Source organism: Streptomyces sp. SCA2-17 (assembly GCF_044336695.1).
In genome coordinates this window covers 6,062,759-6,077,566 of sequence record NZ_CP117521.1, presented here as the reverse complement: position 1 = coordinate 6,077,566, position 14,808 = coordinate 6,062,759, and the positions used below count along the sequence as shown (strand labels likewise).

Genomic DNA, 14,808 nt, shown 5'->3' with positions numbered 1-14,808 from the left:
ATCTCACCTCCGCACGTCTCGTATACCTCTACCTCCCGCAACCCCGCCTACGGGACGAGGAACGCCCGGATTCGGCCCGGATTCGACCCGGATTCGGCGCTTGCCTGACTCCGGCGGCCGCCGAGGGCCTTGGTCAGGGCAGGCCCGTACGGCCCAGCCACGCCGGCGTGCCCCGTCGCCCCTGCCGCCTCCGCCGCCATTGTCTTGATCTTACAGATTCCTGCTTCCAATTCGGTGGGCCGGATCAAGCGAAGTCACCGGCAATGTCCTGGCAGTGTCGTCTTTGTGCCGTACGGATCAGCTGCGCGGACCACCGCAGCGTCTTGTTGATTTCCTACTTGTGCATGGAGGGGCAAGGATGAGCAGCAACACCGAGGTGCTCGTGACGGGCGTCGGCGGGATCACCCCGCTCGGCGCCGACATCACGCAGTCGTGGAAAGGCATGGTCGCCGGCGAGTCCGGCGTGACGCGGCTCGGCGAGGAGTGGGCGGAGGCGGACCTGCCGGTGCGCGTGGCCGGTGCGCTCCCCGTGGATCCGCTGTCGCTGCTGGAGCGTGTGGAGGCCCGTAAGTGGGACCGGTGTGAGCAGCTCGCGATGATCGGCTCGCGTGAGGCGTGGCGGGACGCGGGGCAGCCGCAGGTGGAGCCCGAGCGGCTCGCCGTCGTCATCGGCACGGGTACCGGCGGCATCCTCACCACCCTCGGCCAGGACGACGTCTACGAGCGGTCGGGGGCGCGCCGGCTCTCCCCGTACGCCGTGCCCATGCTGATGCCGAACGGCCCGGCCGCCTGGGTGAGCATGGAGCTGGGCGCGCGGGGCGGCGCGAGGACGCCGGTGAGCGCGTGCGCCTCCGGGGCGGAGGCGATCGCGATGGGCCTCGACCTGATCCGGGCCGGACGCGCCGACGTCGTGGTCGCGGGCGGCGTCGAGGCGTCGCTGCACCCGTTCTGCGTCGCCGCGTTCGCGCAGATGAAGGCCCTTTCCACGGACGACGGCGACCCGCGCGCGGTCTCCCGTCCCTTCGACGCGGCCCGCAGCGGCTTCGTCATGGCCGAGGGCGCGGGTGTGGTGGTCCTGGAGCGCGCCGGGTTCGCCCGGGACCGGTCGGCGCGTACGTACGGGAAGCTGGCCGGCGCCGCCGTTTCCTCCAGCGCGCACCACATCACCGCCTCGGACGCGGAAGGCCAGGTGCACGCCATCCGGACGGCCCTGCGCGACGCGGGTCTCGGGCCGCAGGACGTCGACAACGTTCACGCGCATGCCACGTCCACGGAGTCCGGGGACCTGGCCGAGGCGCAGGCGATCAAGACCGCGCTCGGCGGGCACGTGGCGGTCACGGCCACGAAGTCGATGACCGGGCACATGCTGGGCGCCTCGGGCGCGGTGGCCGCGGTCGCCGCCCTGCTCACGCTCCGGGACGGCGTGCTGCCCGTGACCCGCAACTTCGAGAAGCCGGGCCCGGGCATCGACCTGGACGTGGTCCACGGCCGGAGCCGCGCCGGTGACTGGTCGGCGGGGCTCGTGAACTCCTTCGGCTTCGGCGGGCACAACGTCAGCCTCGTCGTGACCCGCGAGGGTTAACCGGCCCGGCGATGCTGCCCTCCGTAAGCCTCGGGCAGGGTGGGCCAGGAGAGCCAGGGCGTGTCGGCGGGTCTGCGGGTCGGCGGGTCGTGCATCGGCGCGAACGCCTTGACCTCAAGTGCAGTTTATGTATGAGGGTTGACGATCATGACGCAATTCCTGGACCTCGTCCACCCTGCCGCCGGAACAGCTTTGATCAGTGAGTGGCTCACCGGCACTCCCCAGCGTTCGCACGCGGCCGCCGAAGCAGCGATCGACGAGTGGGCGGCAGCCGAGACGCCCGCAGCGCTCCTCGCCCAGCACTTGTTCTTGTCCACTGACGGCACCGGCCTCCTCTTCTACGCCCAGTGGACAAGCAATGAGGACCACCTCGCGTGGGCCCGCGCCCGCCGCCTCGGAATAGTCAGCCGTGTCGACACACTCGTGCCCGGTATCGAACGGCCCGGCCTCAACCGGACCCGCCTCCACCGCAGCGTGGTTCACGACGCGGAGCGCCGGCCCGGCGTCTTCGCGGTGACCACGATGGCGGTGGACGAGGTGGACAACGCCGTCATGGCGGCGCCGGGCTTGCTCGGCACACACCTCCACCTGACATCGGACGGTGAGCGCGCGATCGTCGTCACGGAGTGGACCGATGCCGCCTCGCAAGAGGCGGCCATCACCGACGGTCGTGACGTCAAGCAGTACACGCTCCACCACTCGTTCCTGAACGACCGTGCCTAAGCGATCACGAGCATGCGGCCGGGGCTGGGACGGGGTGCGCCCGCCCACCGGGCGCCGCCTTCGCCACCCTGCGTTCAGGCTCAGCGAGCAGGGCGATGCCCGCCACCGCGGCGGCATCGCCTCGTCAGCCGTTTCCGTACCGCCTTCAGCAGTTCCACCCGGCCCACGCGCAGGGTCAGTACGTCGCGCCCCGGTAGAGGCTTTGCGTACCAGGGGAGGCCGAGGCGTTGCCAGCGGGTGGGCTTCAGGGGCGGCTGGGGCGGTACGGGGACGGACCACTCCTTGCCTGCCGCGGCGAGGCGGAGTGTCAGCTCCCGTTCGCCGGCCGTCGCGCAGCGGACCCGTACCGTGAAAGTGCCGTCGGAGGAGGCCGGTTCGACCGGGGTGCGCTCTTCCGTGCCGCCGTCCGGTCCGCCGGCTCGTATCGTCAGCGCGCCGCCGGGCCAGCTCGCCAGGCTGCAGCGGCCCTTCACGACGAGGGTGGCGGGGGCGTCGGCCGACCACGCCGCGCCGGTGACGCGCAGGTGCGGCGGTATGCGGTGGCGGGTCTCGCCCACGTCCAGGGTGAGGTTGCCGTAGGGCTTGGTGGTGAAGAGGGCGACGGCCGTGCCCGCCTCCGTGACGAGCGTGGTCGTCGCGGTGGTCACGGAGTCCGCGCGGCTGCTGCCGAGGCGGGCTTCCTTCACGATGCCCTGGGCGCCGACGGCGAGCGAGATGTCCCAGAGGCCGGGCGTCAGCGAGGCGAGGTCGACGGTCACGTCGTACCCGGCCATGTCGTACGCGTAGAGGCCGCCGTCCTCGTCGGCACCCAGACCCGGGGTCGGGGTGTGGTGGACCGGGAGGCGGCGCTCCGCGTCCGTGCCGCGCTTGCGGAGGATGAGCTCGGTGGTGACGTCGGTGACGTCGCGCGTGGATATGCGGTGGATACGGGCGTGACCCGCGAGGCGCAGCCCGGTGGCGTTGATGTCGGCGGAGTCGACGCGGTGCCGGGCGCGCAGCTCGGCGGTGATGTCGTAGCAGTCGTCGGGGATGTTGAGCGTGGAGTCGCGGAAGTAGGGGTAGAGGGCGTACGCGTGGCCGCCGTCGACCAGGAGCTCCGGCCCGGTGGCGGCCGTGGCGGCGAGAGTGGTGATGCCATAGCCGGCCGCGCCCCGGTCGAGCTCCCAGTGGACGAGGGTGAGGAGCTCATCGAGGAGCCGCTGGCGGATGAGGTGGCACCGCAGGCGGACCGCGGCGGGCAGGCGCGCGGCCAGGCCCTCGGTCCAGTGCAGGGCGACCAGGTCGGCGAGCTCGTACAGCAGCTTGTCCTGGATCTCGCGCTGCGGTTCGCGGCCCAGCTGGAGTACGGCGTCGCGCAGTTCGACCGCGTAGTGCCGGTGCATGAGCGTGTCCCGGCGGGGGCCGGCCGGGGTGTGCGCGGCGACGAGCTCGGTCATCTTCCGGAAGAGGTCGGTGCGCATCCGCGCGCCGTGCTCCTGGGCGGTGATGTTGTTGCCGTCCTCGCGGGCGACCCAGTAGAGGCAGTCGTAGTCGGCGACGACGGAGATCGCGGCGGCTTCGAGGTAGGCGGTGGCGACGAACGGCTGGTCCTCGCCGATCGACAGACCGGCGTCGAAGCGGAGCCGGAGCCGGTCGATCAGCTCGCGGCGGAACAGCTTCATCGGGTTGAGCGTCCAGTAGACCCTGGAGGCGAACACGTCCGTGCTGGGCTGGTTCCGCCGGAACATCGACCCGGGCGCGCGGCGGCCGCCCTCGCCCACGATGCGGCCGAGGACGACGTCGGAGCCGTTCTCGTCCGCCGCCGCGACCATGCGCTCCAGCGCCTCGGCACCCAGGTGGTCGTCCGCGTCGAGGAAGAAGACGTAGCGCCCGGTCGCGCGGTCCAGGCCGAGGTTGCGCGGGCCCGCGGGCCCGCCGGAGTTCGGCTGGTGGATCACGTGCATCAGCGGCGCCCGCCCCGCCAGGCGGTCCAGCTCGTCCGCCGTGCCGTCCGTGGAGCCGTCGTCGACCGCGATCACCTCGATCCGGTCCGCCCCCAGGGACTGACCGAGGACGGAGCCGACACTGCGGGTCACGTACGGCATGGCGTTGTAGGCGGCGATGATGACCGTGACTTCGGGCCCAGGCACAGCAACAGGCTCCACCCGCAGGCCCCGCGGACTCCACAGTTCCGCAGATTTCGCAATCCAGAAGGGGCCATTGGGGGAGAAGCCGCCGTCGAGAAGCCGACGCCAGAGCCGCCCCACGCGCAACTTAGGCTAACCTAAGTCCCTCTCCGTCAAGCCTAAGGTCGAGGACGGTCACGATGCAGCGATCGCAGCACAGCCAGGGCACGCCCGGTATCGCTCGGACCCGGGACGGCCGCGAGTTGCACTTCATGGAGCTCGCCGACCCGGTCGGCGGCGCCGCGCCCGCGACGGTGGTCTTCGAAGGCGGGCTGGCGTCGGTGCGGTCGTACTGGGCGCTCGCGCAGCGGGGCGTGGCGGGGGCGGCGCGGGCCGTGGTCTACGACCGCAGCGGTCTCGGGCGGAGCGCTCCCGACCCGTCGGGGCAGCGCCGGCTCGCCCGGCTCGCCGATGACTTGGGCGAGCTGCTCGACCACCTCGGCCCGGGCCCGTACGTGCTGGTCGGGCACAGCTGGGGCGGCCCGGTCATACGGCTCGCCGCGGCGGCGCGGCCCGGGCGGATCGCCGGCCTGGTGCTGGTCGACCCCACGGACGAGGCCTGCGACCTCCTCTTCGAGCGCTCCGTCCGCCGCCTGGAGAAGGTCCGGTACGGGGTTGCCCTGCTGCTGGCACGCCTGGGGCTGCTCGGCCTCCTCTTCCGCAAGGTGACCGCCGCCCTGCCGCCCGACGCCGCCGCCGACATGCGCGCGGAGGCGTTCACCGTCGCGACGATGCGCACGATGGGCGCCGAACAGGCCTCCATCGAGGCCGATCTGCGCGCCCTGCGCGACCAACCGCCGGCCCTCGGGGACATCCCCGTCACCGTCATCTCGGCGACCCTGCCCACCCCGGGCATGAATGCGGACGCCCGCGCGTCCGTGAACGCGGCGCACGCCCACCGGGCCCGGCAGTCCCCCCGGGGACGGCACGTCCTCGCGCAGCACGCGGACCACATGGTGCCGACGGCGGAGCCCGGGATCATCGTCGCGGAGATCAAGCGGCTGCTGGAGGACGCGGGACTGTGTGATCAGAGACGCGGGACGGCGTGAACAGAACGGGCAGATCGCCTCATAACGGGATAGATTGAGCGGAAGTCCACGAGAGGAGACCCCCATGTCCTCCAAGCGACGCCGCAAGAAGAGGGCTCGCCGCGGCAAGGCCGCCAACCACGGCAAGCGCCCACAGTGCTGAACCCATAGCTCTGGCCCCACAGCGCCGAACCGACAGCACTGAACCAACAGCGCTGAACCGGCAGGGGCTGAGTCAGCCGCTGTAGCGGACCCGGAAGCGGATCCCCGCCGCCGCCAGCCGCCCGGTCAGCGCGTCCCCCATCGCCACGGCCGTCGTGACCTGCCCCGACGTCTCCGGCAGGTCGTCCAGGGCGAGGCACAGCGACGCCTCAGCCAGGATCTTCGCCGTCTCACCGTAACCAGGATCACCACCCGTGACCTCGGTGAACACGCGCCGCCCGCCCCCTTCACCCACGGCTCGCACCTGGAACCAGGCACGGGCCCGCTGCTCCGCGCCCGGCCCCCTGCCCGGCTCGTAGAGGCGGGAGAGCACGGACCGGACGGGGGCCACCTGCGCGGCCACCGCCAGCGCGCCCAAGCCGACCGGTCCGGCCAGAGCCACAGGCAGCGTCTTCACGGACGCATAGTGCCGGTAGCGGAAATCGGGACCGTACCGCTCCAGCGCCGCGGCCGAGCGGCGTACGACCTGGGGGTCGAGCGTAGGCAGCGGCAGCGCCCACGTGCCCGTCTCCTTGCTGAACCGCGGCGCCCCCAGCGGAGCCCGCACCCGCCGCCCGGCGGGCGCCGGCTCGTACCGGCTCCGCTCCCGCGCCGCCGCCTTCGTCTGGCGCTGCCGCGCGGCGATCAGCAGCGACGTGGCCAGCGTCCCGCCGGAGATGATCCCCGACGCCCGGACGAAACCGTCGACCGTCAACGGCACTCCCTCCGGCAACTGCCGGACGGTGAAGTACGCGAGGAGGTCGTGCGGCACCGAGTCGAAGCCGCAGGCGTGCACGATCCGGGCACCGCTCCTGCGGGCCTGCGCGTCGTGACGCAAGTACGTGAGGTCGACGAACTCCGGCTCACCGGTGAGGTCGGTGTAGTCGGTACCGGCTTCCGCGCAGGCCGCCACCAGCTCCCGGCCGTACCGGATGTACGGGCCGACGGTCGAGGCGACCACGTGCGCGGACCCGGCCAGCTCGCGCATGGCGGCAGGGTCGGCCGCGTCCGCGGTCAGCAGGGCCGGCTCGGCAGCCCGTACGGGATCGAGCGCGGCCAGCCGCTCGCGGAGCTGCTCCAGCTTCGTCCGGCTGCGCCCGGCGAGCGCCCACCGGAACCCCTCCGGCGCGTGGGCCAGCAGGTATTCGGCCGTGAGCCGACCGACGAACCCCGTGGCGCCGAAGAGCACGACGTCGTACGGGCGTTGCGGTCCGTTCCGCCGGTTCATGGAGCCTCCGGCTGCTGCGATCGAAGTCACCGGGCATGCATCCCTTCTCGTGTCCGACTCGTGTCCGTCCACCATGTGTCCGTCCCGTGTCCGTCCACCGTGGGGGCCATTCTGCCGCCCGGTCAGCGCGCCGCACGCCCGGCGCCCCCGAACGCGCGGCGCGGCGGCTGCGCACGCGGCGGAGCCGTATGCCCATGCACGAACGGGTGGTGGGCAACGGTTCCGGTAGGTACGCAACGGCCGCCCGGCCCATGCTCATTGCCGACAGTGCGGTTCTGAGGCGAACCGTTCGCCTCCCCGAAACCACGCGCAGAAACGGCAGGACGACCATGCCAGTGCACCCGCTCCCGCTCACCCGGCGGTCCGCGATCCTCGCAGCCGCAGCCGCAACCGCCGCAACGCTGATGGCCCTGGCCCCCGGCACGGTCCGAGCCGACTCCCCCTCACCGGAACCCTCCTCAACGGCCTCAGCAGCCTCATCGGCCTCGGCAGCGCCGATCAAGAACGAGGGGAACGGCTGGTACCTCGGCAGCAGCGGCGACTCCTCCAAGGCCCCCGCGTACACCACGAAGTACACGGGCGAACCCGCCTCCGCTCCCCCGCAGCTCAAGTGGACCTACGACGCCTCCACCAAGCTCATCAAGAACGAGGCGAACGGCTGGTACCTCGGCAGCGCCGGCGACTCCTCCAAGGCCCCGGCGTACACGACGAAGTACACGGGCGACCCGGCCTCCGCTCCCTCGCAGCTCAAGTGGTCGTACGACGCCTCCACCAAGCTCGTCAAGAACGAGGGGAACGGCTGGTACCTGGGCAGCGGGGGCGACGACTACGGCAAGGCGCCCGCGTACACCACGAAGTACACCGGAAGCCCGGCGTCGGCACCGGCGCAGCTGAAGTGGTCGATAGCGTCCTAGGTTCCGGGTGGTGGGTCTCCTGAGGGAGGAGACCCACCGAGGGCCACGGGCTCGGCCCGTTGAGCGTGGCGTGCTCGGTGAAGATCTGCGCCGAGTCGGCGTACGGGGCGGTCACGGCGAATTCCACAAAACCGGGTCCCGTAGCCAGTGCCGTGACGGCACAGGTTCGCCGGGTTGGTGGCTTCGCCTCGATATTCTGCGCGGCGTGATCAACTCATACGCGAGTTCTGACGATGCTGAGATTGCGATAGCTGGGGCATGTGCCGGCGCGGGCGTGGTGCGCACCATGTACGGTCAGCGGCTGACCCGCATTGACAAGGGCGCCGGAGACTTTGCCACCGCCGCCGACGTGGAGGCCGAGAAGGCGATCCTTGGTGTTATCCGTGCTGCTCGGCCCCATGATGCGGTGCTCGGTGAGGAAGGCGGGCAGCACGGTGCCGCTGACACTGTACGCCGGTGGTTGGTGGACCCCCTGTGCGGCACGCTGAACTACGCCGTCGGCAACATGCTGGTGGCCGTCAACGTGGCGCTGCGCAACGGGGCCGCGGCGGTGGCCGATCCGTTCAGCGGCGAGGTCTTCTTCACCGACGGGGAGACCGCCTGGGTGCGGCATGACGAGGTGAACGCCCGGTTGGTGCCCACGCCCGCCACGCGGCTGGTGGACGTCAATCTGGATCCGCCGTTCCCGAGCGCGCCCCGGTTCCGGGCCGTTGACCTGCTTGCCCACCCCGATTTCGTCGAGCGGTTCCGGCCGCGGGTCGTATCCACGACACTGGCGTTGGGCTGGGTCGCGGCCGGCAAGCGCGCCGCCTACGTCACCGATGGCGGTGACCTGTCCGAGAGCGTGCATTTCGCCGCCGGTATCGCTGTGTGCCGGGCTGCCGGCTGCGTAGTCACCGGGATCGACGGCGCCCCGATCGGGCAGGCAGGCCGCGGACTTGTGGTGGCGGCCGACGCTGAGACCCACGGGCTGCTGATGTCGCTGATCCGCAGCCGAAGTTAATGCTGTCACCGCATCGGTGCGTGCGCCGGGTCGTCAGGCTGCGGCTGCGAGGGGGGCGTCCGCCCCACCGAATTCAGCGCAGTCAGGGTGTTAGCCGCGCCCTTGCGGCGGCGGTTGACGCCCCACAAGGTCACCGCCGACCGCATAACAGCCGTGAAAATACATCACCCCGTAGGTGCGGTGGAAGGCCGTCGGCAGCCGGTCCGGTCTGCCCTTCTGGGCCCAGCAGGCCCAGCGGTCGGGGGGGGATCCTCAGGGGGCATGGTCGCCTACGTGGCCGCCTTCGCCGTCGGCCTCGGCCCCGTCTTCTGGATCCTCATCTGCGAACTCTCCCACCCAAGGCACGCGCCCGCGGCACCGGCACCTGCGCCGTGGTCAACTGGGCCGCCAACTTCGCCGTGGGCCGGATGTTCCTGCCCGTCGCCGACCTCACCGGCGACGGTGCCGTCTTCTGGTTCTTCGCCGCGGAGTCGCCGACAGCGATCGCCTTCGTCCACCGCACCGTCCCGGAGACGAAGAACCGCTCCTTCGAGGAGATCCAGCGGACCTGCTCCCCGACCGGGCCTGACCGCGGACCGCCCCGCTACGCGCTTGTTGAGCCTACGCTCGCGGGCTCGCGGTCAGGGTGAGGCTTCCGGGAAGGGCCCCACACGCTTCCCGGAAGTGGGCGGCCAGGTCACTGCGCGTCGGTGTGCCCGGCGAGGACACCCATGTGTCCAGCGCACAGTGGAACGCGGCGACGAGCATGTCCAGGGCGAGCCGTGGACGCGGATCGTCCTCGCTCCCGAAGTCGAACCGGCGGTGAAGGATGCCGAGCGCGGCGCGGCTGGTGTCGTTGCAGAACCGCAGACCGTGCGCATCCATCGACGGAGCGCGGGCGGCCAGCTGACGGCTGAGCAGTACGCGATGCGCCCAGTCGTCAGCAGTCATGCGCTCCAGCGCGGCGCACAGCGCCGTCCGGAGCATCTCCAGCACCGGACGACGGCCGGGCTCGCGGGTTTCGAGGTCGTCGAGGAAGGCCCGCCACAGATCCTGCGTCGGCGCCATGGCCACGTCTTCCTTGCTGCTGAAGTGCCGGAAGAAGGTGCGCTTGGACGTCTCCACCTCGTCGCAGAGCTCGTCGAGGGTCACGCCGTTGAACCCCCGCTCGGTGAACAGCTCCAGAGCGGTGTCGATCAGGGCTTCCCGCGTACGCCGCTTCTTGCGTTCGCGCAGTGGAAGCCGGTCGCCGTGTTCGCGTGGCGTAAGCACATTCCCCATGACGGACAGCGTACCCGAGGGGTAATTGCCACTTGCGGGCATACGCCACTCAGTGGCATAACTGTGGTCCTGCGCCAACCACGCCAACCACGCCGCCCACCGGAGGATTCACCGCCATGCGTGCATTGCTCGTCGACCGTTCATCACCTGCCGGACTCCGGCTCTCCACGGTCCCCGACCCCGAGCCCGCCCCTCATCAGGCTCTGATCCGGGTGAAAGCGACCTCCCTCAACTACGGCGAGGTCCGGTTCGCCGTGCGGGAAGCGCCCGAGGGCACTGTCCTCGGATGGGATGCGGCCGGCGTGGTGGTGCGAGTAGCCGCCGACGGGTCCGGCCCGGCGATCGGCACCCCGGTGGTCACCCTCGGCCTCGACGGCGCGTGGGCCGAACTCCGCGCCGTGGACACCGACCTGATCGGCGTGGCCCCGACCGGAGCCGACTTCGGAGCCCTCAGCACCATCCCCGTGGCGGGAGCCACCGCCCTGCGCGCCCTCCACCGCCTCGGGCCGATCCTGGGACGGCGCGTGCTCGTCACCGGCGCGACAGGCGGTACGGGCCGGTACGCCGTGCAGTTGGCCCGGCGCGGCGGAGCGCACGTCGTGGCCTCCACCGGAACCCCCGCACAGCACGGCGACAGCCTGCGCGGCTCGGGGGCGCACGAAGTGGTGGCAGGACCGCTGGAAGCCCGAGGGCCGGTTGACGGGGTGGTGGATCTGGTGGGCGGGCAGCAACTCGTCGACGCCTACAGCATGCTGCGCGAAGGCGGCACCCTCGTCGCCGTCGGGCACTCCGCACACGAAGCCGAAACCTTCCCGTACGGTGCGCTCTTCGGCGACCAGGGACGGCACGACCGCTCGATCACCACCTTCTTCCTGCTCACCTGCACCGAGCTCGCTCCGGACCTGTCGTGGCTCGCGAGCCAGGTCGCTTCCGGCGACCTCGACCCGCAGGTCTCCTGGCGCGGCAGCTGGGAGAAGGCCGCGGACGCCATGGACGCGTTGCTCGGTCGCCGCCTCCACGGCAAGGCGGTGCTCGATATTCCCTGAGACGGCTTCCCTATTGCCGGGCCGGCGCTGGGGGTCGTGTCACGTGACGACGGGGACGTGGACGCCTTCGGCTGTTCGAAAGCGCTCCCGCAGGAACTCGGGCCTCGCAAGCACCTCCGCGATGTCCGGGTAGTCCCCCGCCGGATCCTGTGAACGTATCTTGCGCAGAGTTCCCTTCTCTTCTCCGGGTCGTGGTGACGCCGTGGGGTAGCAGCTACCCGCCGGGCGCCGGCGGCATCGCTCGTGGAGGTCGTCTGCAGATCCTGTGCGGCTGCACCCGGGCATCAGATAGGAGGTGGTGTCCCGCCGGCTGCCTTGCCGGTACACGATCTTGATGACCTGTGCGAGAAGTCCAGTGGCCTGCTGGTAGCGCGACTCAGGTGTCGAGGTGGGCAGCGTCACTTCGGAGGCTCCGATCCGAGAGTCCGGCCATGGCGCTCAAATGAATACCAGGACAGGCAGACAGTCGTGCTTTTGGACGGTCATGAACGCGGTCGAAGGGCGACACGGGCCCGCTGTCGAGCCGCCGAGCCAGCTGCATCGGCTGTGATCACGTTGCGTAGGCCGTGTCCATATCACATGCACCTGCCGCAGTGGTCAGGGCAGGCGTGAGGTCATCCGCCGCTCCTGTGTGGTGGCGCCGCGGATCCGGCGCCCCCAGTTGCCCATAACACCGCGGCCAAGGGCGGGAGATCGTCGCCGTGCTCAACCCGGACGTCGAGCTGGCCGGCCCGGCCGAGGCCATCGCGGAGATCGGCTACCCGGCCTGAGGCCCCCCGCCCCCGGCCCCCGCCCCCGGCCCCCGCCCCTGCGGCGACGGCAAGGGCTGGGTGGCTCGCCGCATGGAGAGAGGTGTGTCAGCTGCGCCAGTAGTCGCGTTCCGGCAGGTCGACCCAGGTGTCGGGTGGTCCGGAGACGGCGCGCGTGTCGGTCGGGCGCAGTCCTGCCCAGGCGCAGGCGTAGGCGACGGCGTTGTGTCGGTAGAGGTAGTGCTGAAGAACGTCTTCGGATGTGGGGGTGTCGTCGGGGTCGAGGTCGCCGCCGGGGATGAGGTCCCAGTCTTCGATGACGCCGTTGCGGGCGATGCTGCCCTGGTTGCCGCTCTTGGCGTTGGCGTACAGGCCGTAGCAGGAAGTGCCTGTTGAGAGAAGCTTTTGCACGCCGGGCATCTGTGGTGCGTAGCCCCAGGGCTGGGTGACGATGCAGCCGCCCGGCACTGTGGTGACGCCGACGGTGCGCAAGTCTTCGCCCCAGGAGGGCGTTTGGAGGGCGTGGAGTCTGCTGCCTTCGACGGGTGTGGCGTCCAGGCGGCGTATTGCCTCCGGGCCGTCGATGCCGGCCACGCACACCAGGCCGAGGCCCTCGTGGTGGGTGTCTTTGAGGACGGCGAGGAGTTGTCGGGCTTGGTGTGCTGCTGCGCGTTCCGTGTTGCTGAGCCCTTGCTGTCCGTCGGGGGTGGTGAACAGGTTCGGGGTGGGTCCGGCCAGGCTGAGCCGCCCCGGAGACCAGCCGGCGATGAGTGGCCGCCAGGGGTCGGCACCCACGGCGACGAGTGCGCGGGCGCTGTCGGGCTGGTTTTCCATGACGGCTTCCCACAGTGCGGTCGTGCCGTCCTGGAGCGCGTCCACGTCCGCCACGCGTCCGGCTAGTTCCGCGACGACCTCCGACGAGCCGGCCATCACGGCCTGGTGCAAAGGCCGGGAGCCGTTGAGGTCGTCCGGATCAGCGCCTTGCTCCAGCCGTCGGCGAACTATTTCCACGTGCTTCCAGTCCCGCCACTGCATGCCCTCCCAGCCATGTCCCTGTCCTGTCACGTCGCTCCTCCTGTACCGAACGAACGGGCAGCGCCGATCGCCGCCCCCCACAACGACACCCTTGCAGTCACCACTGACAGGCAAGCAGCCACGGCCGTTCGCCGGCCCTGTAGCGTTCGTACGGGTCAGCGGCGGTCGCAGGAAACGGGCTGACTGGGATGACTGTGCCGCTCGCCGCCCGCATCCATCTACTGATCACTGTGATGGCCGCAGGAGCGGCAGGGTCGGGGGCGGCGATCGGCTCACGGCTTGCCCGCCGGCAGTTCACGGCCTACCTCTCACGCGGCAGGCAACAGGCAACAGGCGTCAGGCGTCAGGCGTCGGCCGATGGATACGCGCAAGGCATCGCCGACGCGGTCGTCGCCCACATCGCCATCTACCAGGCCGCAGTCTTCCCCCTCGTCCCCGCCGGCGTGAGCGAGGAGGAACGACAGGCTCGCCGCGGCCGCTGCGCTCGAAGCCATCGATCAAGGAACAGACGCCGAACAGGCCGAAACAGCGATGAAGGACCTCGCCCTTACGGCCTACGACCAGCGCCCCCGCCACTGAGCAACCGACTACGCCTCCTCGGACCAGCCTCTGGCCCGGTCCCCGTAGCGCAGCGACGGTCGCTGCCTGGCCGACCGGCGCTCACCTCGCACCGGACGACCCGCCGCGGCCGGTGGCCGCCGGGGAAACCGTGCCCAACGTGGTCGGCGTCCACCTGTACCTCGAAGACGAGGCCGGCCGGCAGGGTGCTGCTCGGACCGCGCCACCCGGACTCCGCTTACGCCGGCCAGCTGTGGCATTCCCGGCGGGACACTGCGAACAAGAGTCCGCTGTTGCCTGCCTGGTCCGCGAAGCACGGGAGGAAACCGGCATCAAGATCGACCCGGCCGACGCCAACTCCACTCATGCTGTGCATCTCGTGAACACACCCGGGGACCAGCCGCGCATGCAGATGGTGTTCCGGGTGCGCCGCTGGACGGGCACCCCTGCGGTACGCGAGCAGCACTTCGGCGGTTGCCGGTCTGCTGCGGCTCGGGGCCGCCGGATGCCACAGGGGTCGGGCAGAGACCTCCTCCCGGGATACGTATTCCCCGAGATGGCGTCACGCAGGTGAGAGGACACTGCCCTGCGCTGCTGACGATGAGCGCCCCCGCCCCCGTGGTTGACATGCCCGTGGTCCGGCCGCGGCCAGTGAGGGCGATTGCCTGGCTTCATTGCTACCGGCGCGGCACGCGGATCTGCTCGCGGATCGCGGCGGTCTTCTTCGCAAGGTCGTCGAGGGTGATCGGTTCGTTTGCGGAGACGGTAGCGACGGTGCTGTGGTCACTCCATCCGCAGGTGGAGATGGTGCCCGGCTGTCCGGTGCCGGTAACTGAGTACACCTCGCAGGTTATCGGCTCGGCGGCGCCGCTCGGCGTGACGTCCTTGGCTGGGGTGGTGACTTCGATGCCCGGGTTTTCGCTCACGCCCTTGAGCATGCTGGTCATTGCGCGCTTGGGGTCGGTGATCTCGCCGTAGAGACCGGAGACGACGATGGTCTGCGGCCCTTGACCGGATGCGCTGGTGTACTGCCCGCCCGCTCCCTTCATGTTCCGTTCGTTACGGCCGTTCCGCTGTCCTGCCATGCCGTCGTCCAACGTCCGGCTGAGGTCCTTCTCCATCGTGTACTCGCCGCCCAGGAGAGAGGACGGCACGGAGAGCCGGTACCGCGGGGAAGGGCTGTCACTGTTGTGTGAGTCGCCGCGCTCTGTCCCGCTGAGGGCCGGCTCCGCTGTCCGGGCCGGCTCGTCATCCCCGCCGAAGGCCAGGAGAATGAGCATGCCCACAGCGACGACACCGGCCAGTGATCCGACGAC

At 70.7% G+C, this 14,808-nt stretch carries 15 protein-coding genes; 9 read left to right on the top strand and 6 right to left on the bottom strand.

Features of this window, described 5'->3' with window-relative positions:
* Positions 1–358: 358 nt before the first annotated feature.
* Positions 359–1,582, top strand: a complete 1,224-nt coding sequence (locus tag PS271_RS27170; protein ID WP_398385447.1) for a beta-ketoacyl-[acyl-carrier-protein] synthase family protein — start codon at positions 359–361, stop codon at positions 1,580–1,582.
* A gap of 147 nt (positions 1,583–1,729) precedes the next feature.
* The gene (locus PS271_RS27165) at positions 1,730–2,305 is read left to right on the top strand and encodes a hypothetical protein (RefSeq protein ID WP_398385446.1); all 576 of its coding nucleotides are present in this window, start codon (positions 1,730–1,732) and stop codon (positions 2,303–2,305) included.
* A gap of 80 nt (positions 2,306–2,385) precedes the next feature.
* Here the strand turns inward: PS271_RS27165 and PS271_RS27160 are convergent, their stop codons facing one another.
* Positions 2,386–4,434: a glycosyltransferase family 2 protein gene (locus PS271_RS27160; RefSeq protein ID WP_398385444.1), complete on the bottom strand. Its 2,049-nt coding sequence runs from the start codon at positions 4,432–4,434 to the stop codon at positions 2,386–2,388.
* Positions 4,435–4,610: 176 nt separating this feature from the next.
* On the opposite strand from PS271_RS27160, the gene PS271_RS27155 reads away from it, so the two are divergent.
* Complete coding sequence (locus PS271_RS27155) at positions 4,611–5,519, top strand: alpha/beta fold hydrolase (protein WP_398385442.1); 909 nt, start codon at positions 4,611–4,613, stop codon at positions 5,517–5,519.
* A gap of 64 nt (positions 5,520–5,583) precedes the next feature.
* Positions 5,584–5,661 (top strand): 50S ribosomal protein bL37, encoded by a 78-nt coding sequence (locus tag PS271_RS27150; protein WP_391475994.1) that lies wholly within the window; start codon positions 5,584–5,586, stop codon positions 5,659–5,661.
* A gap of 72 nt (positions 5,662–5,733) precedes the next feature.
* Here the strand turns inward: PS271_RS27150 and PS271_RS27145 are convergent, their stop codons facing one another.
* On the bottom strand, positions 5,734–6,927 hold the full coding sequence (locus PS271_RS27145; protein ID WP_398385440.1) for a saccharopine dehydrogenase family protein: 1,194 nt from the start codon (positions 6,925–6,927) through the stop codon (positions 5,734–5,736).
* 329 nt (positions 6,928–7,256) lie between these two features.
* On the opposite strand from PS271_RS27145, the gene PS271_RS27140 reads away from it, so the two are divergent.
* The 3 genes from PS271_RS27140 to PS271_RS31370 all read left to right on the top strand — a co-directional run bounded on the left by PS271_RS27140 (position 7,257) and on the right by PS271_RS31370 (position 9,473).
* Positions 7,257–7,841, top strand: coding sequence for a hypothetical protein (locus PS271_RS27140; RefSeq protein ID WP_398385438.1), 585 nt, complete (start codon positions 7,257–7,259; stop codon positions 7,839–7,841).
* A 205-nt stretch (positions 7,842–8,046) separates the two neighbouring features.
* Positions 8,047–8,844 (top strand): inositol monophosphatase family protein, encoded by a 798-nt coding sequence (locus tag PS271_RS27135; protein WP_398385437.1) that lies wholly within the window; start codon positions 8,047–8,049, stop codon positions 8,842–8,844.
* Complete coding sequence (locus tag PS271_RS31370; protein ID WP_495656762.1) at positions 8,844–9,473, top strand: MFS transporter; 630 nt, start codon at positions 8,844–8,846, stop codon at positions 9,471–9,473. Before PS271_RS27135 ends, PS271_RS31370 begins: the two co-directional genes overlap by 1 nt.
* Here the strand turns inward: PS271_RS31370 and PS271_RS27125 are convergent.
* Positions 9,445–10,104 carry a TetR/AcrR family transcriptional regulator gene (locus PS271_RS27125; protein ID WP_398385433.1) on the bottom strand — a complete coding sequence of 220 codons (660 nt, stop codon included), beginning with the start codon at positions 10,102–10,104 and terminating at the stop codon, positions 9,445–9,447. The genes PS271_RS31370 and PS271_RS27125 overlap by 29 nt on opposite strands.
* 116 nt (positions 10,105–10,220) lie before the next feature.
* Here PS271_RS27125 and PS271_RS27120 point away from each other — a divergent pair, with 116 nt between their 5' ends.
* Positions 10,221–11,150 (top strand): zinc-binding dehydrogenase, encoded by a 930-nt coding sequence (locus tag PS271_RS27120; RefSeq protein WP_398385431.1) that lies wholly within the window; start codon positions 10,221–10,223, stop codon positions 11,148–11,150.
* Positions 11,151–12,007: 857 nt separating this feature from the next.
* On the opposite strand, the gene PS271_RS27115 is transcribed toward PS271_RS27120, so the two are convergent.
* Both PS271_RS27115 and PS271_RS27110 read right to left on the bottom strand, forming a co-directional pair.
* Complete coding sequence (locus PS271_RS27115; RefSeq protein ID WP_398385429.1) at positions 12,008–12,964, bottom strand: ankyrin repeat domain-containing protein; 957 nt, start codon at positions 12,962–12,964, stop codon at positions 12,008–12,010.
* A 278-nt stretch (positions 12,965–13,242) separates the two neighbouring features.
* Positions 13,243–13,428, bottom strand: a complete 186-nt coding sequence (locus PS271_RS27110; protein ID WP_398385427.1) for a hypothetical protein — start codon at positions 13,426–13,428, stop codon at positions 13,243–13,245.
* Between the two features lie 197 nt (positions 13,429–13,625).
* Here PS271_RS27110 and PS271_RS27105 point away from each other — a divergent pair, with 197 nt between their 5' ends.
* Positions 13,626–14,066, top strand: a complete 441-nt coding sequence (locus tag PS271_RS27105; RefSeq protein ID WP_398385426.1) for an NUDIX domain-containing protein — start codon at positions 13,626–13,628, stop codon at positions 14,064–14,066.
* A 103-nt stretch (positions 14,067–14,169) separates the two neighbouring features.
* On the opposite strand, the gene PS271_RS27100 is transcribed toward PS271_RS27105, so the two are convergent.
* Entirely contained in the window at positions 14,170–14,613 is a 444-nt protein-coding gene (locus tag PS271_RS27100; RefSeq protein ID WP_398385424.1) for a hypothetical protein, read from the bottom strand.
* Between the last annotated feature and the right edge of the window lie 195 nt (positions 14,614–14,808).

Bases quoted from the DNA above. Each gene is read 5' to 3' on its own strand.
- PS271_RS27170 (WP_398385447.1), top strand. From the start codon at position 359: ATGAGCAGCAACACCGAGGTGCTCGTGACGGGCGTCGGCGGGATCACC.
- PS271_RS27165 (WP_398385446.1), top strand. From the start codon at position 1,730: ATGACGCAATTCCTGGACCTCGTCCACCCTGCCGCCGGAACAGCTTTG.
- PS271_RS27155 (WP_398385442.1), top strand. From the start codon at position 4,611: ATGCAGCGATCGCAGCACAGCCAGGGCACGCCCGGTATCGCTCGGACC.
- PS271_RS27150 (WP_391475994.1), top strand. From the start codon at position 5,584: ATGTCCTCCAAGCGACGCCGCAAGAAGAGGGCTCGCCGCGGCAAGGCC.
- PS271_RS27145 (WP_398385440.1), bottom strand. From the start codon at position 6,927: ATGAACCGGCGGAACGGACCGCAACGCCCGTACGACGTCGTGCTCTTC.
- PS271_RS27140 (WP_398385438.1), top strand. From the start codon at position 7,257: ATGCCAGTGCACCCGCTCCCGCTCACCCGGCGGTCCGCGATCCTCGCA.
- PS271_RS31370 (WP_495656762.1), top strand. From the start codon at position 8,844: ATGCTGTCACCGCATCGGTGCGTGCGCCGGGTCGTCAGGCTGCGGCTG.
- PS271_RS27125 (WP_398385433.1), bottom strand. From the start codon at position 10,104: ATGGGGAATGTGCTTACGCCACGCGAACACGGCGACCGGCTTCCACTG.
- PS271_RS27120 (WP_398385431.1), top strand. From the start codon at position 10,221: ATGCGTGCATTGCTCGTCGACCGTTCATCACCTGCCGGACTCCGGCTC.
- PS271_RS27110 (WP_398385427.1), bottom strand. From the start codon at position 13,428: ATGGCTTCGAGCGCAGCGGCCGCGGCGAGCCTGTCGTTCCTCCTCGCT.
- PS271_RS27100 (WP_398385424.1), bottom strand. From the start codon at position 14,613: ATGGAGAAGGACCTCAGCCGGACGTTGGACGACGGCATGGCAGGACAG.